Origin of the sequence: Oceaniovalibus guishaninsula JLT2003 (assembly GCF_000299575.1) — a bacterium.
GTDB classification, from domain to species: Bacteria; Pseudomonadota; Alphaproteobacteria; order Rhodobacterales; family Rhodobacteraceae; genus Palleronia; species Palleronia guishaninsula.
The window spans coordinates 40,220-65,592 of the sequence record NZ_AMGO01000054.1 but is presented as its reverse complement, the minus strand read 5'-3'; the positions used below and the strand labels follow the sequence as shown (position 1 = coordinate 65,592).

Here is a 25,373-nt window from a genome sequence, read left to right as displayed (position 1 = left end):
AGTCTCGTATTCCACATGCGCGGTCGAGATCGTGATGCCGCGCGCCTTCTCCTCGGGCGCGCCGTCGATCTGGTCATAGGCCCGGAAATCGCCGAAATACTTCGTGATCGCCGCCGTCAACGTCGTCTTGCCGTGATCCACGTGACCGATCGTCCCGATGTTCACATGCGGTTTCGTGCGTTCGAATTTTGCCTTCGCCATGGCGAGATGCCCTCATCCTGATGGGGCCGCACAAGGCCCGGTCAAACAACGCGGGCTAGGTAGCGACGGCAGGCCCGAAGTGCAAGCGTCACTTGGCCTTGGCTGGCACCGGCGGTTGCGCGGCAATCGCATCCGCGGCCAGTTGCGCCGCGGTTGCGCGGTCGAACGGCACCCGCGGCTGCGACGGATCTGGCACGAACCAGTCCGGGTTTTCGCGCATCCATCGCAGAACCGCCCGCGCGCCTTCGTCGGCGAGGTTCGCAAGTTGCGCGTCCTTGCCGCGCACGATGCCCGATCCCACCACAGGCGCCACGTTCCGCAACCCCTCGAAAGCGGTGATGCGATGGGGCTTGTCGTTCAGCCGCTTGCGCGTGGCGTTGTCATAGATGTTGACCTCGAAGATCAGCACCGATTTCGGCGTATAGACGACCGGCAGCCCCGGCTGCGCCAGGACATAGGCGCCGATGGCGATGCCCAGATGGTAAAGCCCGTCGCCGTCATAGCCGCCCAGCTGCCGCTGGATCGCGGATTGCAGCGCGCCCGTCAGTTCCTCGGCCGTTGCATCGCGTGAAAACGGGCCCTGCTGAACGTCGCGCGCCTGCACGATGTTATAGCCCAGCCGGAAATCCCCCATTGGCGGCAAGGGGGCATCGGCCTTCGGGGTCGCGCAGCCCGCCAGAACGAGCAGTCCCATCACGGTCAGTAGGCGGATCAACATGCGCGTGCCTTTGCAGGGGATGCGCCCCGATAGCCCGGTGGCGGCCCTTTCGCAATGCAGGGCCGGTTTGCGCGGGCGCGGCGACTGCGCTAATCGCATCGAAAAAAGGAGTGGCGGATGGGCGAGATCGTACTGGTGCGGCACGGACAGGCCAATTCGGCTGCTGACAACGAGGCCGACTATGATCGCTTGTCCGACCTCGGCCATCGGCAGGCCCGCTGGCTGGGCGAGTGGCTGGCCGCGCGCGGCGAGCGGTTCGATGCCGTCGTCTCGGGTTCCCTGCGGCGGCACCGCGAAACTGCGGTGGGAATGGGCCATGCCGACGCGGCAGTGGATCCGCGCCTGAACGAGATGGATTATTTCAACCTCGGACGGGCGTTGGAAAACGTGAAGGGCATCCCCTTCGCCGGTGCCGATTCCTTTCCCGACCATGTGCCGCTGGTGATGCAGGCGTGGCATGCCGCCGAAATCCAGGGCGACGAAAGCTTTGCCGCGTTCGAGATGCGCGTGACGGCCGCGGTGATCGAAGCCGCGACCGAGGGGCGGCGGGTGCTTGCCATCACCTCGGGCGGGGTCATCGGGATGGTGATGCGTCATGTCCTGCACCTTGATCCGACGCGCCTCGGCCATGTGCTGACGCCGATCCGCAACACCTCGATTCATCGGCTTCAGGTTCGCGGCGCTCAGATGATCCTGACCGGCTTCAATTCGGTCCCCCATCTGGAAGCCGACGACCGGACGCATGCGGTGACGGATTACTGACCGTCGCCTTCGCCCGGCGCATCGTTCTCGGATGGCGCGTCGGGCCGGATGCTGCCCACCAGTTCGGCCACCAGGATGCCATATTTGCGGAACTGCGAACGGTTCACGATGTGACCGTCGCGGGTAAGATACATCCAGTCCACCGCCGACAGGACATGCCCGCCGGCATCCGGCGGCAGCGCGATGCGATAGCGCAGCTGCATCGCCGGACCGGCCATCGCGCCTTGCCCCTGCCCCTTCACGTCGTCCGCCAGCCCGGTCAGCGATCCGTCCAGCAATAGGGTCAGCTTCCAGTTCCGCGATTGCCGCGCCCCGCTGTCATAGACGAAGTCCATCGTCAGATCGCCTCGATCGCCGTCCCACCTGCCGGTGATCCGTCCCGTGAAGCACGAGGCGACCCGCCCGGTCGGGCCGAAGATGACCCCGTCGCAAACCATCGCCCCCGCCAGGTGAACGCGCGGGTCGAATTGCGGCCCAAGACCGGTATAGTCGAGCGCATCCTGCCCCCGGAACGACAGAAACCGGTCGCGCAGCAGCACCGCCAGAACGATCAGCGCCAGAAAGGTGGTCAGGATCAGCAGGACGGACATTCATGCGACCGTTACGTCGCGGCGCCATGGGCGGCCGGTTATGGGCGTCTCGGTCTGCATGACGGTCAGCGTTTGCGCCAGCCGCCGGTTCCGTTCATTCTCAGGTGCGGCCGAACAGGCGCTCGATATCCGACAGCTTCAGTCCCACCCAGGTCGGGCGACCGTGGTTGCATTGGCCCGAACGCGGTGTCGCCTCCATCTCGCGCAGCAGGGCGTCCATCTCGGCCGCGTTCATCCTGCGGCCCGACCGGACAGAGCCGTGGCAGGCCATCTGGCTGAGCACGGCGTCGATCCGCCCGGCCAAGGTCATCGTTCCGCCACCTTCGTCCAGCGCATCCAGGATATCGCGCAACAGCCCCTTGCAATCGACCGGGCCGAGGATGGCGGGCGTTTCACGCACGGCGATGGCGGACGCGCCGAACCCCTCGATGCGCAGGCCCAGCCGTTCGAGGTCCGGCGCCAGATCGAGCAGCCGCGCGGTATCCTGCGCTGCGAATTCGACGATGTCTGGGATCAGAAGGGCCTGTGTGGCCACGCCGCTTTCGTCCCTTTGCCGCTTCAGCCGTTCGTAGACCAGCCTTTCGTGCGCGGCGTGCTGGTCGACGATGACGATACCGTCGCGCGTCTGGGCAACGATGTAATTCTCGTGCAGTTGCGCCCGCGCGGCGCCCAGGGGGCGATCCTCGCCATCGGCGGGCGCATCCGTGACGGGGGGCTCGACACGACCCCAGGGCGCCTGCATCTCGGCAAATCCGGGCGACGGCGCGACATGCTGCCGCCTGTCCATCTGATAGATGCGCGGTCGCGTGTCTACGGCTTCCATGACATCGGCTCCACCCCGATGCGAAGCCCGGTGCCCCGCATCGGCCAGCACCTGCCGCAGGGCCGAAACGATCAGTGCCCGCACTGCCGCCGGTTCGCGAAAACGCACCTCGGTCTTGGCGGGATGCACGTTCTGATCGACTCGATGGGGGTCGCATTCCACGAACAGGGCGGCGGCAGGATGCCGGTCGCGCGGCAAGGTGTCGTGATAGGCGGCGCGCAACGCTCCGGTCAGCAGACGATCCCTGACGGGGCGACCGTTGACGAAGACGTGCTGCTGCGTCGCGGATCCGCGGGAATAGGTCGGCAGGGCGGCGAACCCGGCCAGCGCCAGCCCGTCCCGCTCGGCTTCGATGGGCAGGGCGTCCTGCGCGAAGTCCCGGCCCAGAATGGCCGCCAGACGTGCCTTGAGCGCGGCGTGCGCGTCGCCTGCTTCCGCTTCGACACGCAGTATGGTCCGACCGTCGCCGCCGCCGGTGACGTCGCGCAGGCCGAAGCCGACGGCGGGGCAGGCCATCGCCAGACGACGGACGACATCCGCGATGGCCTGCGCCTCGGCCCGATCGGTGCGCAGGAATTTCAGGCGCGCAGGCGTTGCATAGAACAGGTCACGCAATTCCACGACCGTCCCCCGCGTCAGCGCGGCGGGACGCACTTCCGCCATCTGCCCACCCGCCACATGCAGACAGGCGCCGTCGCCACCCCGCGCCCGGCTGGTAACGGTCAGGCGGCCCACGGCCGCCAGCGATGGCAGCGCTTCGCCCCGGAAGCCGAAGGTTGAAATCGCTAGAAGATCGCTGCCGTCGATTTTCGACGTTGCGTGACGGGACAGGGCGACAGGAAGATCGGGCCCGGCGATGCCGCAGCCGTCGTCCGTGACGCGGATCAGGGTCTTGCCGCCATCGGCAAACGCCACGTCGATCTGCCCGGCCCCGGCGTCGAGCGCGTTCTCAACCAGCTCTTTCACCGCGGATGCGGGCCGCTCCACCACCTCGCCGGCCGCGATACGATTGATCGCGGCCTCGTCCAGTTGGCGGATGGGCCTTTGGCCGATCTTGAGGTCATGAACGGTCATGCTACAAGGTCTAGCATGGGCGCAGCTCTATTGGCCAGCGGTCAGTTGGCTTGCGTCACCCTTTCGGGCTGTCCCACAATCACGAAAGTCAGGTCTTCGGGCCGATAGATCCGTTCTGCCACCCGCGCGACATCGTCAAGCGTCACCGCCGCGATCCTGTCGTTCCGGGTCTCGATATAGTCGATCGGCAGGTCGTCCATCTGCATCCCCACAAGGATGCCCGCGATGGTCGAATTGCCGTCGAACCGCAGCGGATAGGCGCCGATCAGATAGGTCTTGGCGGCGTCGAGTTCTTCCTGCGTCACGCCGTCGCCGATCCTCGTCCATTCGCCCTGGATGACATCCACCGCATCGCCGACGCGGCTGTTTTCGGTGCTCGCCTGTCCGATCAGCAGATCGGCATGATCCCGGTTCGACAGATAGGTGCCAATGCCATAGGTCAGACCCCGCTTGACGCGCACTTCGTCCATCAGCCGCGAATTGAATCCTCGGCCGCCAAAGATCTCGTTGGTGACGTAAGCCGCGAAAAAATCGTCATCGTCGCGCGCGATTCCTTCCTGACCGAACAGGATCACCGATTGCGGCGTCTCGAACGGCACGACGGTAACGCCCGGATCGGCCGCAAAGCGCGCCTCGTCGGGCAAGGGCGGGCCCGATTGCGGCAGGCCGCCGAACACCTCGTCCAGAAGCGCCCCGAGGTCGTCAGGGGTTATGTCCCCGACTGCCCCGACATAAAGCCTGTCGCGCACCAGCGCGTCGGCATGGGCCTGCACGACATCCTCGCGCGTCAGCGCCGCGACCGATTCCAGCGTTCCGTCGCCCGGCGTGGCATAGGAATGGCCCGCAAACGCCATCGCATCGAACGTGTCGCGGGCGATGGTGCCGGGATCGGTCGCGTCGCGGGCAATGCCGGACAGAACCTGATCGCGGACCCGCGCGACAGCGTCGCCGTCGAAGCGCGGCTCGACCAACGCCGCGCGCAGCAACTCGACCGCCTGCGGGCGGTTCTCGGTCAGAAATTGTGCCGAGACGCGAACGCTGTCCGCCGACGCGTCGAAATCGAACGAGGCCGCCAGTTCTTCCTTCGCGCGGGCGAATCCCTGCGCGTCCAGATCGCCGGCCCCCTCCTCGATCGTATGGGTCATCAGGTTCACCGCGCCGCGCTTGCCCGCACGGTCCAGTGACGTGCCGCCGCGAAACCGCACCTCGAGCGCCACGAACGGGATGGAGTGCTCCTCGACCAGCCAGGCCGTGATGCCGCCGGGCGACGTGACCTCCTGAATTTCGACCGCCGCGGACACGGGCACCGCGACAAGGGCGGCAAGGCCGGTCGCCAGAACGAAACGGATCATTGCGTCATCTCCTGTCCCGCGGCGTCCATTGCCGCCGAGGGTTCGACGGGCGTTGCAGGTATTGTCGCAACAGCCCTCTCAGGCGCGCTCAACCGGCCGGTGACGGCATGATCCCGGTCGAACACGTCACGGGCCGCCGCCACGATTTCGTCGCCGTTGACGGATTGCAGGATGTCCGGCCACGCCTCGACATCGGCAACGGTCAGGCCGCTTGTCAGCGCCATGCCATAGCGGCGCGCCAGCGAGGCGACGTCGTCTTCCTCATAGATCTGCCCTGCCCGGATCTGCATCTTGATCCGGTCGAGCTGCGCCGGATCGACCCCATCCTTCAGAAACGACGCGATTTCCCGATCGAGCGCCTGTTCCGCCTCGTCCAGCGAAACGCCGGGCGCCGGCACGATCACCAGCCCGAACGTCGTGTCGTCCAGCGCGGTGCCATTGTAGAAGGCCGTCGCGAACAACGCCTCGCCCGTCCCGAACTGAAGCCTGCGGGACAGTTCGGATGCCTGCCCGTCGCCAAGGATCGCGGCCAGCAGCGTCAGCGCGGCGGCCTGTCGCTGATCGCCGGCGTCGCGTTCGGGGGCAAGATAGGTGCGCGCCACATAGGGTTGCGCCACGCGCGCATCCGTCAGCTCGATCCGGCGTTCGGCCAGTTGCGGCGGTTCCTGCGGACGGGTTCGGGGCGGCAGGTCGGCCGTGGGTTCGAGCGGCCCGTAATGTTCTTCGGCCAGCGCGCGGACCTCGTCGGGCGTCACATCGCCCGCGACGATCAGGATCGCATTGTTCGGGGCATAATACGTGCGGTAGAAGTCCAGCGCATCCTCCAGTCCCAGCGCCTCGACCTCGTGCATCCAGCCGATGACGGGGATGCCGTAGGGGTGGTTCTGATATTGCGCCGCGTCGCGCTGTTCCCCGAACAGGGCGCCCGGATCGGTGTCGGTCCGCTGACGCCGTTCTTCCTGCACGACCCTCAGCTCGGTGGCGATGTCGGCGTCGTCGATGGACAAATCGCGCATGCGATCCGCCTCCATCTCCATCATCAGGCCCAGCTTGTCCGCGGCGACGCGCTGGAAATAGGCGGTGTAATCCTGCGAGGTGAAAGCGTTGTCGGTGCCGCCGTTGGCCGCGACGACGCGGCTGAACTCGCCCGGCGCCAGATCATCGGTGCCCTTGAACATCAGATGTTCAAGGTAATGCGCGATGCCCGACTTGCCCCAAGGCTCGTCCGCGGCGCCGGCCCGATACCAGACCATGTGAACGACGACCGGCGCGCGGTGATCTTCCAGCACGACGACATCCATGCCGTTGTCGAGCGTGAAGCTGGTGACATCGGCGGCCTGCAACGGTGGCGCCAGCAGCAGCGCGGCCAGGCAGGCCAGAACGGACAGACGCGGCATCCACGACTCCTTGACAGAATGACTGGCGCGAACCTAACCGCCTGCCCTCGCGGCACAATGCCCGTTGCCAAGGTTGTGACAGTCCGTCAGCGCTCCAACCCCTCGGGCGGGGCGGCGGGGGTGCGCAGACCGGCCCGGCGGAAGCGCTCAAGCTCGGCATACTGGTCCAGCGACTGCGGCCGGTAGGCCTTGAAATAGGTGTTCACGTTGAAGACCCGTTCCAGCAGCAAACCGTCGTTCTCGCGGCGGAACTGAAGATCCTCGGCCGCCAGTTGCGAGCGGATGCCCGGCGCGACGCCGAAGCGGCCCGCATAGGCGACCAGCCCCGGATCGCGCACGCCACCCCCGGTCACGGCGGCACGGCTGCCGCCAAGCGCCGCGGCGGCGTCGGCATCGGGCGTGGGATCGGCAAGGTTCGCGGCACCGGGCAAAGGCGGCGGCAGGGCGGCATAATCGCGCGGCGCCTGCAGCGGCTTGGCCGGGACGACCGCGAATTCGTCCGGGCCGGGACCGGGCGCGCGCAGGTTCAGCAGGCGGGGTTCGTCCCCTGCGGCACAGGCCGTCAGCATTCCCGACAGCAGGAACAGACCTGCAATTCGCACCATCCGGCCGGACATCGGCGCACTCCCTATCATCGCCTCGCCCCGCTTAGCGCATCGGGCGTCCGGCGTCACGGTCCATGTCATCCGCGCCGCCTGCCGCGCGGCTGCCTGCCTCCGGCGAACAGGATGAGGCCCAGCGCACCGGCGAAGATGCTGATATCGGCGACGTTGAAGGCATAGGGGTTGTCGATGCCGCAACAGGACATGTTGAGAAAATCCACCACCGCGCCGTAGACCAGCCGGTCCACGACATTGCCGAGCGCACCGCCGACCAGCAGCCCCCCCGCGATCATCGCCGGACGGCCCGGCCTGTCGCGCCGCAGCCACAGCACCACCCAGACCGATATGGCCACCGCCACGGCCACCAGCAGCCACCGCATGAAGTCGGCGTCATTCGACAACAAGCCGAAATTGACACCCTGATTCCAGGCCATGCGGAAGGTCAGCCAAGGTGGCAGCACGTCGATGACGCCGACGGATTTCAGGTTCATCCCCTGCACGACCAGCAGCTTCGTCACCTGATCCAGCGCGAACGTGGCGGCGGCGGCGATCCAGAGGGCGCGCATGTCAGTGCCGAAAATGACGCTGGCCGGTAAAGACCATGGCGATCCCGGCCTCGTCGGCGACGGCGATCACCTCGGCATCCCGCACGGATCCGCCCGGCTGGATCACCGCGCGCGCGCCCGCCCCCGCTGCGGCCAGCAGACCGTCGGGGAACGGAAAGAACGCGTCGGACGCCACGACCGACCCTTCTGCCGGGCTGGCGGACAGGCCCAGCGCCTCGGCCATGTCGGCGGCCTTGCGCGCGGCAATGCGGGTGCTGTCCACCCGGCTCATCTGACCGGCGCCGATGCCGACGGTGGCGGCGTCCCTGGCATAGACGATGGCGTTCGACTTGACGTGCTTGGCCACCGTCCAGGCAAACAGCAGGTCGGCCATCTGCGCCTCGGTCGGCTGGGTGCGGCTGACGATCCGCAGTGCGGCCGGATCCAGCGCCGCGGTATCCGCATCCTGCACCAGCCATCCGCCGGATACCTGGCGCATGGCGAGCGCGGGGCGTCGCGGGTCGGGCAGCGCGCCGGTCAGCATCAGCCGCAGGTTCTTGCGCTCGGCAAAAACCGCTCGGGCGGCATCGTCCGCGTCGGGCGCAATGACGACCTCGGTGAAGATCCCCGCCATCGCCCGCGCCGTGTCGGCGTCGAGCGGGCGGTTCACCGCCACGATGCCGCCGAACGCGCTGGTGCGGTCGCAATCGAAGGCGCGGCCATAGGCCTCGGTCAGCGTGTCCGCCTGCGCCACGCCGCAGGGATTGGCGTGTTTCACGATGACGCAGGCCGGCGGCCCATCGCGAAACTCGGCCGCCAGCGCCAGCGCGGCATCGGCATCCGCGACGTTGTTGTAGCTCAACTCCTTGCCCTGGATCAGATCCGCCCCGACCACGCCGCCTTGGCTCGACCGATAGAGTGCCGCGCGCTGATGCGGGTTCTCGCCATAGCGAAGCGTCGATACCCGCGTGCCGCCGGCGATCCGGTTGCGCGGGGCCGCGTCTTCCAGCCTGTCGGCCATCCAGGACGCGACCGCGGCGTCGTAACTGGCCGTGCGCCCGAATGCGTCCATCGCGGCGCGACGCCTGAACGCTAGGCCGGTCGCGCCGTCATGGGCGGCGATCTCATCGCGCAGGGCGGGATAATCCTCGGGATCCGTCAGCACCACGACATGTGCGTGGTTCTTGGCCGCGGCACGGATCATCGCCGGACCGCCGATATCGATATTCTCGATGCAGTCGGCACCCACCGCACCCGATGCGACCGTCGCCTCGAACGGATAGAGGTTGACGACCAGCAGGTCGATGGCGTCGATGCCGTGCGCCTTCATCGCGGCAACATGATCGGGGTGGTCGCGCAGCGCCAGAAGCCCGCCATGAACCGCGGGATGCAGCGTCTTGACGCGGCCGTCCATCATTTCGGGGCTGCCGGTCAGGTCGGATACGTCGCGCACCTCGTGGCCCATATCGCGCAGCGCCCGCGCCGTCCCCCCGGTCGAGATCAGCGCGACGCCGTTCGCGGCAAGCATGGCCGCGAGATCCTTCAGGCCGGTCTTGTCCGATACCGAAATCAGCGCGCGGCGGATAGGGACGAGGTCTGTCATTCGGAACGCTCCGATCAGGTCAGGTCAGGCCGGAACGGGCAGATCGGGCTCTGCCGCGTCCGGCGCAAGGTCGCGCAGGGCATCGGGGGTTTGGCGCGCCTTTGCAAGGGTCCAGCTGACCCGTGTGGCGTATTCCACGGCGGTCGAGGCCAGCACGATCTGCGCGGCGGGCCTCGGTACCAGGCTGTGCGTTTCCAGATAGACGCCCGGTTCGACCGTAACCGCGGCGGCCCCGGTATGCCGAAAATCCCAAACCTCGCCGCTTTTGAGCGCCAGAAGGACCGTGCGCCGGTCGCTGGGCCGCTGCACGACGACATCGGGGTGCAGGTGGAAATGGATGCGAAACGGGAACCTTCTGCCGCCCGCATTCCATTTGGCCCGGTCGAACATGGCCTCGTCCTCGAGCTCGATGGTGGTCAGCAAATCCTCGCCGCGCAGACTGCGTCCGTCGATCGAAAGGTGCAGCTGCCGCACATGGGTCAGCCCGTGCGATCGCAGATAGCCGTCATGCCCGGCAATCAACCCCGACCCCGTTTCGTCCCGCTGACGTTCGATCCGCACGTCACGCGGTCCGTCGCAAAGCAGCTCCACCTGCCGCCCTCCCCGTGCCACCGAAGGCCCCAGCCGCGCCGAAGACGACCCGTCGAGCGCCAGCGTCGAATGCGACGATGTGGCCCGCGCCGCACGCCGCCATTTTCCGTCGAACGTGCGGCCCGACCCGCTGCCGACGATCAGCGGACGCCGCCCCGATGTCAGCTCGAACGCCAGCGTCGAGGCATGCGCGCTTTCCGCCCCCGCCCCCGAAGGCGGCGGCGCGGCGTCGAGGATGAGCGTGGTGCGCCCATGCGACAGCCGCGCGAAACCCATGGCCCCGTCCAGCGGCGGGCCGGGGCGGACACGGGACGCGGCCAGGGCGTGATCCAGCCGCCCCTCGGCACCCCTGCCGCCGCCGTGAAACCGCGCCAGCCCACCGTCCGCATGTCGAAGCGTCCGCAAGACAGGGGCCATCCGGCGCAGCGCAATATCGACCTCGTCGGCGGCGGGCCGGCCTGCATCCGCCAACGCCTCGGACACGCGCGCCAGCAGCGCGAATGTTTCCATCGCTTCCTCGGGGTTGCGACCGGGGATGGTGCCGTCGGCCGCGATATGGGCAGCGCATTCGTCCTGAAACCGATCCAGCAGGGCATCCACCGATCGGGCCTTGCCGCCCAGCGCCATGCCCGCCAACAGCGCACCGGCCAGCGCCTCGAACCGCGCAAGACCCACGGGCGCATGTCCGGCGCGGCGGCGCAGATACGACCACTGCCGGTGCAAGGCGCGGTGGAACCGCGCTGTCTGGCGCGCGCCCAGCCGATCCGTCAGCATCCCCGCATGGTCGATCCAGCGGCCCAGGCGGCGACCTGTCAGCACCGGCGTCCAGCCCGGACCCCGCCCGCCGTCGAAACGACGAATCCAGTCATGCGTCCAGGATCGGGCATGCGCCGCCGCATTGTCGGTTCCCGCTGCGGCAAGATCGTCCAGCCAGCCGAAACCGTGCAGTTCTGCCCCAAAAGCGGCGTCCGGCACGGGCAAGTCCCAAAGCGAGGTATCGCGCGCCTCGACCATATAGCCGGCGAAAAGGAACCTGCCGTCGATTAGTTGCCGCCCGCGCGCGACGCTGCCGATGCCGCGCGACCCGGATGCCGCGATAGGGGCGGCGGCACGGCGCCCCATACCCGCCAGGCGCGCGCCCAGACGGTCGCGCCAGCCTGGCCCCATGCCGTCCCTCGATCCGTCGTGCCTGGCCATTTCATCCGCTATCGGTCGCGCATTGCCGGCCAGATTATGCCCCTGCGCCGCAACTGTCATCCGCCGGGCGTCCGCAGCGCGGCGATGAAAAATCCGTCCATGCCGCCCGCGTCGGACCAATAATCGGGTCGCAGCCGCAATCCTTCGGGACCGATCCAAGCCGGATCCACCCCTTCGACAGCCAGATCGTCCAACGCCAGTGACAGCCCCGGATGCCGGGCCAGCGCATCGCGGATCTGTTCCTCGCCTTCGTCGATCAGCAACGAACAGGTGCAGAAAACCACCCGGCCACCGGGCCGGACCAGACGCAAGGCGGCGTCGATCAGACGTTCCTGCAACGCGAACAGGCCCGGAAAATCCTCGCCCGTCTTGGCATAGGGCAGATCGGGATGCCGCCGGATCGTGCCCGTGGCCGAGCATGGCGCATCCAGCAGCACCGCATCGAAGGGGCCGCCGTCATACTCCAGCGCGTCGGCGACGATCGTTTCGGCCGTCAACCCGCAGCGCGCCAGATTCTCGGACACGCGCCGCATCCGTCTGTCCGACACGTCCAGCGCGGTCACGGCAGCGCCCGCTGCGGCCAGTTGCAACGTCTTTCCGCCCGGCGCCGCGCAGAGGTCCAGCACGGTTTCGCCGGGTCTCGGGGCCAGAACCCGCGCCGGGATCGCCGCCGCGGCGTCCTGGACCCACCAGGCACCTTCGGCATACCCTTCCAACGCGCTGACCTGCGGCCGCCCCGCCAGCCGGACCGATCCGGTCGGCAAGACCGTGCCGCCAAGTCGCGCAGCCCAGCCGGCGGCATCCCGCCGCACCGTCAGATCGAGGGGCGCGCCCGCCGCGAACGCCGATTCCATATCGGCGACGACGCTTTTGCCGAAATCCGCGATCAGTGGCTTTCGCAGCCATTTGGGCAGTCGCGGCACCGGCAGCGTTTCCCATCCGTCCTGCCGCGCCACATTGCGCAGCACGGCATTGGTCAACCCTGCCTGCCCCTGCCCGCGCTCCATCCCGCGCACAAGGGTCACGGCCGCGTCCACCGCTCCGTAATGCGGCGTGCCTTCCACGAACATTTCATAGATTGCCAGACGCATCGCGTCATGCACACCGGGCCAAGGTTTCATCCGCAGATGCGGCCCCAATGCGCGGTCGGCGCGGTCCGCCCAGCGCAGCGTTCCCGTGGCCAGACGGAGCGCGCGCGCCCGGTCGGCCGCCCCCAGCGGCGCCAGAACGCGGTCTGCCACCTCGGACAACAGACGCCGTCCCTGCGTAACGAGGCCAATCAGATGCAGGGCGGCGGCGCGGGCGGGATCGGGATCGGCCACTGGCGGCTCCTGCGGACTAGCGGGGTTGAGCGGGACGGACGGCCGCATATATCAACCCCGTCAAGACCCGCAAGGACCGCTCCGATGACCGAACCCGCGACAGACCTGCCGCCCGCCGCCCGACGCGCCCTTGCCGAGGCCGAGGAACGGCGCGCCGCAGCCCGGCAAGCCGACCTTCCCGTCGAACTGGGCGGGCGTGACGGACCCGAACCCGTGCGTTTCGGCGATTGGGAACGCAAGGGCATCGCCATCGACTTCTGATGGGCGGTCAGCCGTCGCGTTTGGATTGCGGAAAAAGCCCGGTCAGCGCCCGTCCCACCAGCTTGTGAACCTGCGGTCGCGTCCCGCCCGCGAAGGGCAACGGGCGGCACACCTCGATCGCGGCGACGCCCACCCGCGCCGTTAGCGCGCCATTGACCACGCCTTCGCCGAAGCGCCGGCTGACGCGCGACAGCATGCTGCCGCCGGCGACGGATCCGATCAGATCGTCCCCCACCGCCACCGCGCCGGTCGCGACCAGATGCGTCAGCACCGCGCGCGTCAACCGCCAGGATCCCAGCGTCCCGGCCCGCCCGCCATAGATTTCGGCGATGCGGCGGATCATCCGCAAGTTGCCGGCCAGGGCCACCGCGACATCGGCGAAAGCCAGCGGCACGACCGCAGTGACAGCCGCAACCTGCCGCGCAGCGGCCTCCACCTCGATCCGCGCGGCGGCGTCGAGCGGCGCCAGAAGCTCGGCCTCGGTCAGACGGAAAAGCGCATCGGCATCCATCACGTCCTCGCGCCGCGCGGTCAGCCGCTCCAGATAAGGGTCCATCCCCGGCCTGCCCGCATAGATCGTCGTCAGCCGATCCGTCACGCTACGCGCCGCCCCGAGGTCGTCCGATGCCAACGCCTCGGCCGCCTCGCGGTGCAGCCGGCCCATCCGGTTCAGCCGCGCCAGCGCCGCCAGTTCGCGCAGGCAGATGCCGAACAGCGTCGCCGCGAATACCGCCAGCAGCACCGACGCAATCGTGCCCAGCAGCGCCGAGCGTTCCAGAAGCCCCGCCAGCGCCGACCACGCCATCAGGCCCAGCGTGAACGTCCCCAGCGCCGCGGCCGACCGCCAGAACCATCTGCCCAAAAAGGTCGGCGGGCGCGCGGCCAGTGCCGCGATCGTCTGCATCGCCTGTCCGCCGGTGCCGCCGGCATCGGCAACGGGCGGCGCGTCCGCGGGCGACAGGACCTGCGCCGCCACCGCGTCTTCTTCGATCAGGACGGGACCGCGGCGGCTCATGGGCCCGTTCCTTTCATCTTTCTCCAAATACCCATCCTGTCCCTACAACCTGTCGCCCAACAGAAATTGCGCGGCCCGGTCCAGGCGGATATGCGGCGGTCCGCTGCCCGGACGCAGGCTGCCCGCCTGCGGGGCGAAGCGCATGACATCCCAATCACCGTCCAGCCAGCGCGCCTGCCCCGCGCGCGCGGGCGCCAGCAATAGCGCCGGATCGTCCGGCAGATCGCCCGCATGCAGGGCGGCGCGGCGACCGCTGTCCTGAAGGACGCCCCTGACGACAGGCAAGGGCGCGCCGCCGTGTTCGACGGTATCCTCGGTCGTGGCGCGCAGGGAGGCGATGGCCATCGCCGTCGTCTTCGCCCCCGCGAAATCCGCCCGCCGGCGCGCGTCGTCCAGCAGCGCGGCGGTGATGGCCGCAAGCCGGGAATGCTGGGTGTGATGCAGGTGATCGGCCCGCGTCGCGGCGAATAGGATCCGCTCCACCTTTCTTCCGGGCAAAAGGCGCGTCAGCCATGCATTGCGGCCCGGACGGAACGCACCCAGTATCTCGGCCATCGCGCGGCGCATATCCTCGACCGCGGGGGGGCCGGCATGGATGGCGCCCAGAACATCGACTAGCACCGCCTGCCGTTCGATGCGGGAAAAGTGATCGCGAAAGAACGGCGTCACGACCTGCCGCTTGTAGGCGTCAAAGCGGCGGGCCATCTCGCGCCCCAGGGATCCGCGGCTGAAATCCGTGCCCGGCACCGGCGCGAAGGTCAGCACCGGCGATCCGGCCAGATCGCCGGGCAGCAGGAACCGCCCCGGCGTGCAATCCGACCAGCCCGCCGCGCGCGCCGCTTGCAGGTAGGCGGTGAAAGCCTCGGCCAGCGCCTGAGCGCGCCGTTCGTCCAGGCGCTGTGCCGGATCGGTCTGCTCCAGCAGCGCGCCATAGGCGGCCGCTTCGGGACGGTCGCGGATACGCGCCAGCGTGTCGCCGGCCCAGGTTGCATAGTCCCGCCCCATCAGACCCAGATCCAGCAACCATTCGCCGGGGTAATCGACGATATCGACATGCACCGTCCGCAAGCCGCGCAGACCGCCGATCAGCCCGGCGGACTGCACGCGCAACGACACGCGCAGTTCGGATATGGCGCGCGTGCTTTCGGGCCAGCGGGGATCGGGGCCGGTCATGGCGGCCAGATGATCCTCGAATGCGAAGCGCGGCAGCGTGTCGTCGGGCTGCGGTTGGAGCCAGGCGGCCCTGATGCTTCCGTCGGCGGCCGCGGCCAGCCCCGGCATGCGTCCGCGATCCAGCAGATTGGCCACAAGCGAGGTGATGAACACGGTCTTGCCCGCGCGGCTGAGGCCCGTCACGCCCAGCCGCACCGAAGGTTCGGCCAGGCCCGTGACGGCCGCGCCCACACGTTCGGCGCGTCGCAGCACCCCGTCGGCAATATCCCCGATGATCACGCTGGCGCCCCCTTGCTGGCGGCAACATAGGCGGGGGCGGCCGTTGCTTCCACCCCGTCCGGCGGCTAAGTGCGGCGCATGCCCCGCTATGCCCTTCGCGTCGAATACGACGGCACCCCGTTTTCCGGCTGGCAGCGGCAAAGGGACCGGCCATCGGTGCAGGCGACGGTCGAAGCGGCGCTGCGGCGCTTGCAGCCCGATTGTCCCGGTATCGCCGCGGCGGGGCGCACCGATGCGGGGGTGCATGCGCTGGGGCAGGTCGCGCAGGCCGACATGGCCCGCGACTGGGATCCGTTCCGCCTGTCCGAAGCGCTGAACCACCACCTGCGGCCCGATCCGGTGGCGATCACCGCCTGCGCGCGTGTCGACGATGGCTGGCATGCCCGCTTTTCGGCGGTCGAGCGGCGCTATACCTATCGCCTGCTGGTGCGACGCGCGCCGCCGGTCCTGGCGCGCGGACAGGTCTGGCATATCCGGTTTCCGCTGGATGCGGGCGCGATGGCGGATGCGGCGCGGCATCTGGTGGGGCGGCACGATTTCACCACGTTCCGGTCCACGATGTGCCAGGCGAACTCGCCGCTGCGGACGCTGGACGAACTGCGGATTGAACGGACGGACGCCGAGATCCGTGTTCATGCCCGCGCACGGTCGTTCCTGCACAATCAGGTCCGCAGCATCGTCGGCACTTTGGAACGGGTCGGTGCGGGGGCATGGTCGCCCGCGGATGTCGCCGCCGCATTGCAGGCCCGCGACCGCACGGCCTGCGGTCCGGTGGCCCCGGCGCAGGGCCTCTGCCTGACGGGCGTGCGCTATCCCGACTGTCCGTTCTCGACCGCATAGGCGGCCTGCCGCCAGAACCGCCAGGACAGTGCGGCGCCCGCCAGTCCCAGCCCCGCGCCCATGCCCAGCCAGATGCCGGCCCCGCCCAACCCCAGCGGGAAGCCCAGCACATAGGCCAGCGGCATGCCGACGATCCAGTAGCTGACTGCGGCCACGATCATCGGCACCCGCGTATCCTGCACGCCGCGCAGCAATCCCAGCGCCACCACCTGCGCGGAATCGGCCACGTTGAACAGCGCGGCCGCCGCCAGCAACCCGACGCCGATGGCCATGACCTGCGGCAGATCGGGATCGGCGGGGTCGAGGAACGCGGCGATCAGCAGACGCGGCGCGCTTAACAGCAGCACGACGGAAAAGGCGGCGAACCCCAGCGACAGCGCCACGACCACCGCCGCGCCGCGCCGCAGGTCGGTCCCGTCGGCGCGGCCATAGGCGTTGCCTGCGCGGATGGTCGCCACATTGCTCAGCCCGATCTGCACCATGAACAGCACGCTGATGATCTGCATCGCGATGCCGTGCGCGGCCAGCGGCACGGCGCCCAGCCACCCGATCATCACCGCCGATCCGGCGAACAGCCCCACCTCGGCCAGCGATGTCAGGCCGATCGGCCAGCCCAGCCGGAAGACGCGGGCGAACGCGCCGCCGTCGAACTTCCACAGCCGGAAGAAGATCGCGTGCTCGGGCGTCGCCCGCCATGAATAGAGGATCAGTCCGATCGCCGCGACCAGCGTGGATCCCAGCGACGCCAGCGCCGCACCGACGATGCCCAGCTCCGGCGCGCCCAGATTGCCGAAGATGAAGACCCAGTTGAACAGCGCGTTCGCCGCCGCCGATGCGACCGTCACCCACAGCACCACCTGCGTGCGCTCCAGCGCGGCCAGATAGCTTTTCAGCACCATGACGATCAGCGCCGGGAAGATCGACCAACCCTGGATCACAAGATACAGCGCCGCCAGACGCGCGACCTCGGGATCCTGGCCCATCGCCACCAGGATCGGCCGCGCGAACAGAAAGAGCGGCATCGCCAGCGCCGCGAAGATCGTCACCAGCCACATCGCCATGCGCGTCACGCGCCGCACCTCGCGCTCTTGCCCCGACGCGGCGGCACTGGCGACGATGGGCATCACGGCCCAGGCAAATCCCGACCCCATCAGGAACAGCACGAAGAAGATCGTGCCGCCCAGCACCTGACCGGCCAGCACGGTCACGTCGTACCAGCCCAGCATGATCGTATCGGTCAACTGGATCGCGAACTGCGCCAGATGACTGCCCACCAGCGGCAGCCCCAGCACCGCGATACGGCGGACATGCTGGCCTATCGGGGGGCTGGCCTCTATATGGACGGTCTGGGTCATCCCCTTCCCCTATCCGGGCGGCGATGACCGGGCAAGCGCGCGCCGCAGGGTCGCGTCTTGTCCCCGCCCGCCTTTGCCGCCAGACTGTCCTGCCCGCGACAAGGCCCGACCGATGGAAAGACCGATGCCCGACGATCTGCTGACCGGAACCGCCGCACCCGCCTATGACGCCTCGTCGATCGAGGTGCTGGAGGGGCTGGAGCCGGTGCGCAAGCGGCCGGGCATGTATATCGGCGGCACCGACGAACGCGCGCTGCATCATCTGGTGGCCGAGGTTCTGGACAATTCCATGGACGAGGCCGTGGCGGGCCATGCCAGCCGGATCGAGGTCGAGCTGCACGATGACGGCGCCTGCACGGTGCGCGACAACGGCCGCGGCATCCCCGTCGATCCGCATCCAAAGTTTCCGGGCAAATCCGCGCTGGAAGTCATCCTCTGCACGCTGCATGCGGGCGGCAAGTTCGGCGGCAAGGCGTATCAGACCAGCGGCGGTCTGCACGGGGTCGGCGCGTCGGTCGTCAACGCCTTGTCAGACAGCATGGTCGTTCAGGTCGCCCGCGACCGCCAGCTTTGGGAGCAGCGGTTCGCGCGCGGCATCCCGCAGGGCCCCGCCGCCCGCATCGGCGCCGCCCCCAACCGGCGCGGCACCACCGTCACCTTCCACCCCGACGCGCAGATCTTCGGGGCGCTGACGCTGAAGCCCGCGCGACTGATGAAGATGGTGCGGTCCAAGGCCTATTTGTTCTCGGGGGTCGAGATTCGCTGGAAGACAGCCATCGACGACGGCGAGACGCCGGCCGAGGCGGTGTTCCACTTTCCCGGCGGTCTGGCCGACTATCTGGCCGAGACGCTGGGCACCGCCCCCGTCTATGCCGACCGCCCCTTTGCCGGCACGGTCGATTTCCGCGACGTGCCCGGCAAGGTGGAATGGGCGATCAACTGGACGCCCGCGCGCGACGGCTTCACTCAGTCCTATTGCAACACCGTTCCCACCCCCGAGGGCGGCACGCACGAGGCGGGGTTCTGGGCGGCGATCCTCAAGGGCATCCGCGCGCATGGCGAGCGTTCGGGCATCCGCAAGGCCCGCGACATCACCGGCGAGGATCTGCGCGCGGGCGGCTGCGCGCTGGTCAGCTGCTTCATCGCCGAACCTGAATTCGTCGGCCAGACCAAGGACCGTCTGGCCACCACCGCCGCGCAGAAGCTGGTGGAAAACGCCGTGCGCGACCATTTCGACAACTGGCTGGCGGCGGATACCAAGGCGGCGGGCGCCATCCTCGATTATCTTGTGCTGCGGGCCGAGGAACGGATGCGCCGCCGCGCCGAGAAGGAAACGCAACGCAAGTCCGCGACCAAGAAGCTGCGCCTTCCCGGCAAGCTGGTCGATTGTTCGGCCACCGCCCGCGACGGGACCGAGCTGTTCATCGTCGAGGGCGACAGCGCCGGCGGCAGCGCCAAGATGGCGCGCGAACGGCGCAGCCAGGCCCTGTTGCCCCTGCGCGGCAAGATCCTGAACGTGCTGGGGGCCGCCAGCGCCAAACTGGGCAGCAACGCCGAGATCTCGGATCTCTGCCAGGCGCTCGGCACCGGGATGGGAACGAAGTTCAACCTGGACGATCTGCGCTACGACAAGATCATCATCATGACCGACGCCGATGTGGACGGCGCACATATCGCGTCGCTGCTGATGACGTTCTTCTTCACCCAGATGCGCCCGATGATCGACGCGGGCCATCTCTATCTGGCTTGCCCGCCGCTGTTCCGGCTGACGCAGGGGGCAAGGCGCGTCTATTGTCTGGACGAGGCGGAAAAGGACGCGTGGCTTGCCCGCGGGCTGGGCGGCAAGGGCAAGATCGACGTCAGCCGCTTCAAGGGCCTGGGCGAGATGGACGCCAAGGATCTCAAGGACACGACGATGAACCCCGAGACGCGCAAGCTGATCCGCGTGCGCATCGACGACGACGTGCCCGGCGAAACCGGCGATCTGGTCGAGCGGTTGATGGGCAAGAAGCCCGAACTGCGGTTCGAATATATCACCGCCAATGCGCAATTCGTGGAAGAACTGGACGTCTGATTTCGCGCGTGTCGGCCCGAAAGACCGGGGATGACAACCGGAACATAACGTGAACAAATGGTGTCGTGCATGTCTGTCGATTCGACATATGGACGGGTCATCCGCCTGCCGGGAAACCGGAAATCCCCTGCTTCGGGGGGTGCGGAACCGGCTGCATCCTTTCCCGCCAACAACAGGCCGACCCTGCGCGAAGCCTTGCCGCAAAGGGCGTTCGACCCTTCGGCGACGGCCCTAGTCGTGTCGTTGCTGGCGGGTCGCGCGCGTCCTGTCCTGTGGGTGCAGGACCGCAGGTCGATCCGCGAGAACGGTCGGCTTCACCTTCAGGGCGCAACGCTGACGAAGACCCCCCTGTCCATCCTGCGGGTCGAGGTCGGCCATCCGCGCGACGTGCTCTGGGCGATGGAGGAAGGGGCGTCCTGCGCGGGTCTGGCCGCCGTGGTGGGCGAGATCCACGGCGCCCCGGCGGTTCTGGATTTCACCGCCACCAAGCGGCTTGCCATACGGTCCGAAGCGTCGGGCGTTCCCGTCTGGCTGATCCGTTCGGGCGATCCCGGAACGCTGAGTGCCGCGCGGGAACGATGGCGCATCGGCGTCCGCCCATCGCGGACGAACCCCGACGATACCGGCGCACCGGGAACGCCGCTATGGGAGGCGGACCTGTTTCGCGCGCGGGGCCGTGCGCCCGGCCGATGGGTGATCGCCCATGACCCGGACGCGGCGCATGGTTTCCGTCTGGTTTCCCCATCTGGCGATGGATCGGTGGCGCGCGACGGCGCGCCGCACAAGGACGCTGCCGGGCGCTGAGGTGCCCGTGGTGCTGGCGCGGAACGGAACGCACGGTCCTGTCGTCCATGCCATGTCGGCCGCCGCCGCCGCCCTCGGCATATCGGAAGGACGGCGCGTCGTGGATATCCGCGCCGTCCATCCCGACCTGCATGTCGAACCCGCCGACCCCGAAGGCGATACCGAAATGCTGGATCGCCTTGCCTTCTGGGCAAGGCGCTGGTGCCCCTGGACCGTGCGCGACGGAACGGACGGGATCGTGCTGGACGCGACCGGTGCCACGCATCTTTTCGGCGGCGAAACCGCGCTGCTGGCCGATATCCGCGAACGGTTCGCCATGCAGGGGATGGCGGCGCGGCCGGCGATGGCCCCGACCCGCGGGACGGCGCAGGCCCTGGCCCGATACGGGCCGCCCGACACGATCTGCGACATTGCCGACCTGTCTGACCGTCTTTCGCCGCTTCCCGTCGCCGCCTTGCGGCTTGAGCCTGAAACGGTGGGCCTGCTCGGCCGTCTTGGCCTCGGGACGATCGGCGCGCTGTCGGCGATGCCGCGCGCGGCGCTGATGCGGCGCTTCGCGGCCATGGCCCCCGACGCCAATCCGCTGATCCTTCTGGACAGGGCGACGGGGCGGCTGGCCGACCCCCTCGACGCGCCGCCCGACCCCCGGCGGCTTGTCGTCAGGTCGTGTCTGGCAGAGCCGGTGATGGATCCCGCGCCGCATCTGGCCGACCTTGCCGCGCGCCTTTGCGCCGATCTGGCGGGGGCCGGCCTTGGCGCGCGGCATCTGCGGCTGACGGTCTATCGCATCGACGGGGATTGGCGATCCGTCGATCTGGCGACGGCACGGGCGACAGGCGATCCGGCGCATATCGTCCGGCTTCTGCGCGGCAAGACCGACCGGATCGACCCCGGTTTCGGTTTCGACCTGCTGACGCTGGAATCGGTGCGCTCCGAACCGCTGGGGCCTGTGCAGGCGGATCTGGGCGGCGGGCGGGACCCGGATGCGGACGTGGCGCGGCTGATCGACCGGCTGACCGCCCGGCTGGGGCGCGACCGGGTGCGCCGGTCCGGCTGGCGCGAAAGCCATATGCCCGAACGCGTCGAGGTTCTCGTGCCGGCCATGACCGACGGGGCCGCCAAACCCGTGAAACTGCCCGCCGCCCCGCATGAAAGGCCGATCCGCCTGCTCGACCGGCCCGAAGAGGTGCAGGTGATCTATGCCGTTCCCGAAGGGCCGCCCGCCCGGTTCCGCTGGCGCGGCGTCGAACACCGCACCGCCCGTCATGCCGGCCCCGAACGGATCGCCCCGGAATGGTGGCGCGACAGGCCCGGCACGCGGGTGCGCGACTACTACAAGGTCGAGGTTCAGGATGGCCGCCGCTTCTGGCTTTACCGCGAAGGCATCGGCGGGGACGGCCGCGGGGGCGCGCCACGCTGGTTCCTGCACGGGTTCTTCGCCTGATGCCCTTGCAGGAAGGACATGCCCGCCGCACCCTGTCTGACGGCAACGGGTTTCGCTGGAACGATCCCGCCCCCTATGTCGAGCTTGGTCTGGCCAGTTGCTTTTCCTTCCTGCACGCCGCGTCCGATGCGTGCGATCTGATGGGGACGGCGAACCTTCTAGGCTATCGCAGCATCGGCATCGCCGACCGCAACACGCTGGCGGGCGTCGTGCGCATCCATACCGAAGCGGCGACCGCCTGTGTGCATCCCCTGATCGGCGCGCGGCTGGTCCTGGCCTGCGGGGCGGAACTGCTGGCCTATCCGCGCGACCGCCCGGCCTATGCGCGCCTGTCCACGCTTCTGTCCAAGGGCAAGATGGCCGATGCGGCGGGGGGTTGGCAGGCGAAGGGCGAAACGCATCTGACGCTCGACATGCTTGCCGACCATGCGCAGGGCCTGCATCTGATAGCGATGCCCGGCGACGATCTGGATGCGTTCGCGGCCGCCTTGCCGCGGCTGGCGCGCGCCTTGCCGGGCATGCGCCATATCGGGGCAAGCTGTCTTTATCGCGGCGACGACCGGGCGCGGATCAACCGGCTGGACCGCATGGCCCGGACGCATGGACGCGCGATCATGGCCACGAACGACGTGCTCTATCACGTGCCGGATCGCCGCCCGCTCCAGGATGTGATGACCTGCATCCGCAATGGCGTGACTGTCGCAAAGGCGGGATTCCGGCTGTTGCCCAATGCGGAACGGCATCTGAAATCCCCCGACGAGATGTGCCGCCTGTTCGCCGACTGGCCCCATGCCATCGCCGCCACCCGCACCATCGCCGACGACATCGTCTTTTCCCTGACCGATCTGAAATACGAATACCCGCACGAGATCGTCCCCGACGGATGCACCGCGCAGCAGGAACTGGAACGTCTGACATGGGACGGCGCGGCGCGGCGGTATCCCGGCGGCGTGCCCGACGGGGTCCGCGCCACCATCGCCAAGGAATTCGCGCTGATCGCGTCGAAGAAGATCGCGCGGTATTTCCTGACCATCCACGACATCGTCCGCTTCGCCCGCGAGGACGCGCAGCCGCCGATCCTGTGCCAGGGACGCGGGTCGGCGGCCAATTCGGCCGTCTGCTTCTGCCTTGGCATCACGTCGGTGGATCCCAACGTGCACGACCTTCTGTTCGAGCGTTTCTTGAGCGAGGAGCGCGACGAGCCGCCCGACATCGACGTGGATTTCGAGCACGAGCGGCGCGAGGAGGTGATCCAGTATATCTACCGAAAATACGGCCGCGAGCGGGCGGGTCTTTGCGCCACGGTCATCCATTACCGCCCCCGCTCGGCCATCCGCGAGGTCGGCAAGGCGATGGGCCTGTCCGAGGATGTCACGTCGAAACTGGCCGGAACGATCTGGGGCAGCTTCGAGGGCGAACTGGCCGAGGATCGCACGCGCGAGGCGGGTCTGGACCTGTCGGATCCCTATCTACGCATGGTTCTGAAACTGGCCGGACAGATGATCGGAATGCCGCGGCACCTGTCGCAGCATGTGGGCGGCTTCATCCTGACCGAACGGCCGCTGACCGAGATGGTCCCCATAGGCAACGGCGCCATGCCCGACCGCAGCTTCATCGAATGGGACAAGGACGACATCGACGCGCTGGGGATCTTCAAGGTGGACATCCTGGCGCTGGGGATGCTGACCTGCATCGCCAAATGCCTTGCGCTGATCGAGGTGCATCATGGCCGGGCGCTGGATCTCGCCACCGTCCCGGTCGAGGACGACGAACCGGACGACCGGCGCCCGACCTACGACATGCTGTGCCGCGGCGACAGCCTGGGGGTGTTCCAGGTCGAAAGCCGCGCGCAGATGGCCATGCTGCCCAAGCTGCGGCCAAGGCGGTTCTACGATCTGGTGATCGAGGTCGCCATCGTCCGGCCCGGTCCGATCCAGGGCGACATGGTGCATCCCTATCTGCGCCGCAGGCAAGGGATCGAACCCGTCGTCTACCCCGCGCCCGGACCGGAACATCCGCAGGACGAATTGCTGAAGATCCTGGGGCGGACGCTGGGCGTGCCGATCTTTCAGGAACAGGCGATGAAGATCGCGATGGATGCCGCGCGGTTCACGTCTGCCGAAAGCAACGAGCTGCGGCGCGCCATGGCGACCTTCCGGTCGCGCGGCACCATCGAGAAGTTGCAGGAAAAGATGGTCGGACGGATGACCGAACGGGGTTACGATCCGGTCTTCGCGCAACGCTGCTTCGATCAGATCAAGGGGTTCGGCGAATACGGCTTTCCCGAAAGCCATGCCGCCAGCTTTGCCAAGCTGGTCTATGTGTCGTCCTGGATGAAGTGCCACTATCCGGCGGCATTCGCCTGTGCGCTGCTCAATTCGCAGCCGATGGGGTTCTATGCCCCGGCCCAGATCGTGCGCGATGCGCGCGATCACGGGGTCGCGGTGCGGCCTGCGGATGTGAACCTGTCGGATCGCGACTGCACGCTGGAACCCGACGGGATGGGGGCGGACGGGCGGCCGCGTTACGCGCTGCGTCTGGGGTTGCGGCTGATCGACGGTCTGGGCGACGCGCCCGCCGATCGCATCGGCGCGGCACGCGACCGGCCCTTCGTCGACATGGCCGATCTGAAGGCGCGGGCCGGCCTGGATGCACGGACGCTGAGCCGCCTTGCCGCCGCGGATGCCTTGCGCTCGATGAAGCTGGACCGGCGCAAGGCGCTGTGGCAGGCGCAGGCGTTGAAGGACGCGCCCGTCCTGCCGATCTTCCAGCACGCCTCGGCACCCGCAACCGCGCCCGAGGCAGAGGTCGCCCTTCCCCCGATGCGCCGGGCCGAGAATGTCGTGGCCGACTACCAGACGCTACGCCTTTCGCTTAGGGCGCATCCGATGTCGTTCTTTCGCGCCAGCCTTCAGGCGCAGGGGTTCGTGGCGACATCCGACCTGCCCCGTCTGCGTTTCGGCGCGGCGGTGTCGCTGGCGGGGCTGGTGCTGGTGCGGCAGAAGCCCGGCAGCGCCAAGGGCGTCTGCTTCATCACCATCGAGGACGAGGCGGGCGTCGCCAATCTGGTTGTTTGGCCGGCTTTGTTCAAAGCGTTCCGGCCCGTCATCATGGCCGCGCGGCTGATGGTCGTGCATGGACGGGTGCAGACCGACGGGCGGGTGATCCATGTGGTCGCCGACCGGTTGGAGGATCGCAGCGACCGGCTGGACCTTTTGTCGGCGGGGCGTCTGCCCGCGCAGACGACGCGGGGCGACCATCCGACCCATCCCATTCCGGGCCAGGTCGCCAGCCGAAGTCACCCCCGCGATGCGCGTATCGTCTTGAAGTCACGTGACTTTCATTGAGGCT

General features: G+C 68.4%; 21 protein-coding genes. 7 read left to right on the top strand and 14 right to left on the bottom strand.

Annotation, left to right across the window (positions count from 1 at the left end):
• Together OCGS_RS12700 and OCGS_RS12695 are read right to left on the bottom strand one after the other, a co-directional pair.
• On the bottom strand, positions 1–201 hold a 201-nt coding region (locus OCGS_RS12700), incomplete at its 3' end, for a GTP-binding protein (protein ID WP_040610553.1).
• Positions 202–289: 88 nt separating this feature from the next.
• Positions 290–919 carry a hypothetical protein gene (locus OCGS_RS12695; protein WP_007427655.1) on the bottom strand — a complete coding sequence of 210 codons (630 nt, stop codon included), beginning with the start codon at positions 917–919 and terminating at the stop codon, positions 290–292.
• 117 nt (positions 920–1,036) lie between these two features.
• Here OCGS_RS12695 and OCGS_RS12690 point away from each other — a divergent pair, with 117 nt between their 5' ends.
• A complete protein-coding gene (locus OCGS_RS12690; protein WP_007427654.1) occupies positions 1,037–1,681 on the top strand; it encodes a histidine phosphatase family protein in 645 nt (214 codons plus the stop codon).
• Here OCGS_RS12690 and OCGS_RS12685 read toward each other — a convergent pair.
• The 9 genes from OCGS_RS12685 to OCGS_RS12645 all read right to left on the bottom strand — a co-directional run bounded on the left by OCGS_RS12685 (position 1,675) and on the right by OCGS_RS12645 (position 12,777).
• Positions 1,675–2,271 (bottom strand): DUF3833 family protein, encoded by a 597-nt coding sequence (locus OCGS_RS12685; RefSeq protein WP_007427653.1) that lies wholly within the window; start codon positions 2,269–2,271, stop codon positions 1,675–1,677. The genes OCGS_RS12690 and OCGS_RS12685 overlap by 7 nt on opposite strands.
• A gap of 100 nt (positions 2,272–2,371) precedes the next feature.
• Positions 2,372–4,168, bottom strand: a complete 1,797-nt coding sequence (mutL, locus tag OCGS_RS12680; protein ID WP_007427652.1) for a DNA mismatch repair endonuclease MutL — start codon at positions 4,166–4,168, stop codon at positions 2,372–2,374.
• Between the two features lie 41 nt (positions 4,169–4,209).
• Complete coding sequence (locus OCGS_RS12675; RefSeq protein WP_007427651.1) at positions 4,210–5,520, bottom strand: M16 family metallopeptidase; 1,311 nt, start codon at positions 5,518–5,520, stop codon at positions 4,210–4,212.
• The gene (locus OCGS_RS12670) at positions 5,517–6,917 is read right to left on the bottom strand and encodes a M16 family metallopeptidase (protein ID WP_007427650.1); all 1,401 of its coding nucleotides are present in this window, start codon (positions 6,915–6,917) and stop codon (positions 5,517–5,519) included. The genes OCGS_RS12675 and OCGS_RS12670 overlap by 4 nt, the downstream gene beginning before the upstream one ends.
• Positions 6,918–7,003: 86 nt before the next feature.
• Positions 7,004–7,534: a DUF3035 domain-containing protein gene (locus tag OCGS_RS12665; protein WP_007427649.1), complete on the bottom strand. Its 531-nt coding sequence runs from the start codon at positions 7,532–7,534 to the stop codon at positions 7,004–7,006.
• 65 nt (positions 7,535–7,599) lie between these two features.
• The gene (gene lspA, locus OCGS_RS12660; protein WP_007427648.1) at positions 7,600–8,085 is read right to left on the bottom strand and encodes a signal peptidase II; all 486 of its coding nucleotides are present in this window, start codon (positions 8,083–8,085) and stop codon (positions 7,600–7,602) included.
• 1 nt (position 8,086) lies between these two features.
• Positions 8,087–9,667: a bifunctional phosphoribosylaminoimidazolecarboxamide formyltransferase/IMP cyclohydrolase gene (purH, locus tag OCGS_RS12655; RefSeq protein WP_007427647.1), complete on the bottom strand. Its 1,581-nt coding sequence runs from the start codon at positions 9,665–9,667 to the stop codon at positions 8,087–8,089.
• A gap of 24 nt (positions 9,668–9,691) precedes the next feature.
• Positions 9,692–11,455 carry a heparinase II/III family protein gene (locus OCGS_RS12650; protein ID WP_052026191.1) on the bottom strand — a complete coding sequence of 588 codons (1,764 nt, stop codon included), beginning with the start codon at positions 11,453–11,455 and terminating at the stop codon, positions 9,692–9,694.
• Positions 11,456–11,511: 56 nt separating this feature from the next.
• Positions 11,512–12,777, bottom strand: a complete 1,266-nt coding sequence (locus OCGS_RS12645; protein ID WP_007427645.1) for an RsmB/NOP family class I SAM-dependent RNA methyltransferase — start codon at positions 12,775–12,777, stop codon at positions 11,512–11,514.
• A gap of 84 nt (positions 12,778–12,861) precedes the next feature.
• Here OCGS_RS12645 and OCGS_RS12640 point away from each other — a divergent pair, with 84 nt between their 5' ends.
• The gene (locus tag OCGS_RS12640; RefSeq protein ID WP_007427644.1) at positions 12,862–13,038 is read left to right on the top strand and encodes a DUF1674 domain-containing protein; all 177 of its coding nucleotides are present in this window, start codon (positions 12,862–12,864) and stop codon (positions 13,036–13,038) included.
• 7 nt (positions 13,039–13,045) lie between these two features.
• Here OCGS_RS12640 and OCGS_RS12635 read toward each other — a convergent pair whose 3' ends face one another.
• The gene (locus tag OCGS_RS12635) at positions 13,046–14,053 is read right to left on the bottom strand and encodes a YcjF family protein (RefSeq protein ID WP_007427643.1); all 1,008 of its coding nucleotides are present in this window, start codon (positions 14,051–14,053) and stop codon (positions 13,046–13,048) included.
• A 42-nt stretch (positions 14,054–14,095) separates the two neighbouring features.
• Positions 14,096–15,505: a YcjX family GTP-binding protein gene (locus tag OCGS_RS12630; RefSeq protein ID WP_007427642.1), complete on the bottom strand. Its 1,410-nt coding sequence runs from the start codon at positions 15,503–15,505 to the stop codon at positions 14,096–14,098.
• A gap of 78 nt (positions 15,506–15,583) precedes the next feature.
• On the opposite strand from OCGS_RS12630, the gene truA reads away from it, so the two are divergent.
• Positions 15,584–16,345, top strand: a complete 762-nt coding sequence (truA, locus tag OCGS_RS12625) for a tRNA pseudouridine(38-40) synthase TruA (RefSeq protein ID WP_007427641.1) — start codon at positions 15,584–15,586, stop codon at positions 16,343–16,345.
• Here the strand turns inward: truA and OCGS_RS12620 are convergent.
• Positions 16,315–17,700 carry an MATE family efflux transporter gene (locus OCGS_RS12620; protein WP_007427640.1) on the bottom strand — a complete coding sequence of 462 codons (1,386 nt, stop codon included), beginning with the start codon at positions 17,698–17,700 and terminating at the stop codon, positions 16,315–16,317. The genes truA and OCGS_RS12620 overlap by 31 nt on opposite strands.
• 124 nt (positions 17,701–17,824) lie before the next feature.
• Between OCGS_RS12620 and parE the strand changes: the two genes are divergently transcribed.
• The 4 genes from parE (at position 17,825) to OCGS_RS12600 (ending at position 25,369) form a co-directional block, all read left to right on the top strand.
• A complete protein-coding gene (parE, locus tag OCGS_RS12615; RefSeq protein ID WP_007427639.1) occupies positions 17,825–19,774 on the top strand; it encodes a DNA topoisomerase IV subunit B in 1,950 nt (649 codons plus the stop codon).
• Between the two features lie 237 nt (positions 19,775–20,011).
• The gene (locus OCGS_RS12610) at positions 20,012–20,578 is read left to right on the top strand and encodes a hypothetical protein (RefSeq protein WP_238538259.1); all 567 of its coding nucleotides are present in this window, start codon (positions 20,012–20,014) and stop codon (positions 20,576–20,578) included.
• Positions 20,496–22,022, top strand: coding sequence for a Y-family DNA polymerase (locus tag OCGS_RS12605; RefSeq protein WP_238538258.1), 1,527 nt, complete (start codon positions 20,496–20,498; stop codon positions 22,020–22,022). The genes OCGS_RS12610 and OCGS_RS12605 overlap by 83 nt, the downstream gene beginning before the upstream one ends.
• Entirely contained in the window at positions 22,022–25,369 is a 3,348-nt protein-coding gene (locus OCGS_RS12600; RefSeq protein ID WP_007427636.1) for an error-prone DNA polymerase, read from the top strand. The genes OCGS_RS12605 and OCGS_RS12600 overlap by 1 nt, the downstream gene beginning before the upstream one ends.
• The last annotated feature ends 4 nt before the right edge of the window (positions 25,370–25,373 follow it).